Genomic DNA, 1,555 nt, shown 5'->3' on the forward strand with positions numbered 1-1,555 from the left:
AGAGAAAGAGAAAGAGAAAGAGAAAGAGAAAGAAGAAAAGATGGATATACTTCAAAGCGATTTGAAAGATTTATCTATGGATGTTATGCGAGAGTGGGTACCTGAGAAAAGAAAAGAGCTAGAGCGCCAAATGGGTATTGAAATTGCAGAAGAAGTAAGGAAAGAATTTAAAAAAGGGGTTTCTAATCAGGAGCGTTGGGAAAAAATTTTTGAGGCAAAATCACTATATAACGAGAAGTTTGACAAACAAACCACTCCGGCTGATATCGAATCAGTGAGAATGGTTATTGTTGGAGATCCACAAAAAGTAAAAGGAGCGCCTAAAGATGTGAAGGTTGTATGGGACGATTTTTGGGAAAAAGGTCAAAAAGATGGTAAAGTTAATGAATATAACAAGACAGTTGAGGTCGAAATGGTACAGATAGAGACAGAGTCACAACTGGAAATTGCTCGAAATTTAGTAAAAGAATTTAGCCCGGAAGTTATGAGTGGAAAACCTGGTGCAGAACCAAGGGTTGAGAAAGGAGATTGGTTGGTTATTGGAAATGGGGGAGCGGCGGCAGACTATATTGTCCCAAAGGATAAGCAGCCGAAACTATATCAGGCCGTAGAAGGCAAGCAAGATACGTTTAAACAGTCTGATAATCGCGAAGCTATGCTAGTGAAAGCAGCAGATGGCCCGGTTGCAGTGTATGTTCCTTGGCAAGAGGCCCCATTACTTTCTCCAAATGGTAAGGATGTATACATAACAAGGATGGGGCCAGGAGACTATAATTTAGTAAGAGCAGAAGATTTTGAGGCTACATTTAGTTTAGTGAAGGAAAAATGATAAAACAAAAAGGAAATTCGTACAGAGAATTTCCTTTTTGTTTTTATAAGGGTTTGTAAAAAAGGTATATGCTATTTTACCAAAAATAGATACGGATTATTAGTGTAGTTGGAATTTAATCGTGATAGTAGTTGTAAAGTATGCGTTATTTCATACATAAGTAGGCTTCTCATTGATTATGACATAAATAACTCTGCTAGTTTGTTAAGAAGGACTTAATTAGAAAAGAGGGTAGATATGAGAAAGAACTAATATCACGGCGACAGGTATACATTTTTTACATATCGATTGGGAATAAATAGGGCTCACCATACATGCCCATCAACTTAAGACTTTTCACTACCCCCAGGTACAAAAAAACGTTATTCTTTCTTAACAAGCTAGATAAGAAAGAATAACGTTTTTTATGAATCTCTCGATTAAAGATGAATTACAACCATTTGCGGAAGAATTAAAACGATACATCACACCTGTATTTTTAGAAAAACTGGCAAGAGAAATTGGGTTTATAAAACGAAAACGTAAGTTTTCTGGCTCAGATTTAGCTACAATATGTATTTGGATTAGTCAACGAGTGGCAAGCGATCCCTTAGTCCGATTATGTAGTAGGCTTCATGCAGCCACTGGTACTCTTCTTAGTCCTGAAGGTTTAAATAAACGTTTTACTGCAAAATCAGTGTTATTTTTAAAGCAGATCTTTTCGTTCATGTTACAACAAAAAATCTG

The 1,555-nt window shown here is 36.4% G+C and carries 1 protein-coding gene and 1 pseudogene; both read left to right on the forward strand.

All coding sequences use genetic code 11. From position 1 onward, the window contains the following. Positions 1-829 (forward strand): hypothetical protein (locus ATL10_RS31545; protein ID WP_181419380.1); only part of this gene is annotated, 829 nt, incomplete at its 5' end. Between the two features lie 406 nt (positions 830-1,235). After that, positions 1,236-1,555, forward strand: a pseudogene (locus ATL10_RS30690) (IS4 family transposase); the annotation flags it as partial.

It is taken from the genome of Bacillus sp. 196mf, from assembly GCF_003217275.1.
Classification (GTDB): Bacteria; Bacillota; Bacilli; order Bacillales; family Bacillaceae_G; genus Bacillus_A; species Bacillus_A thuringiensis_S.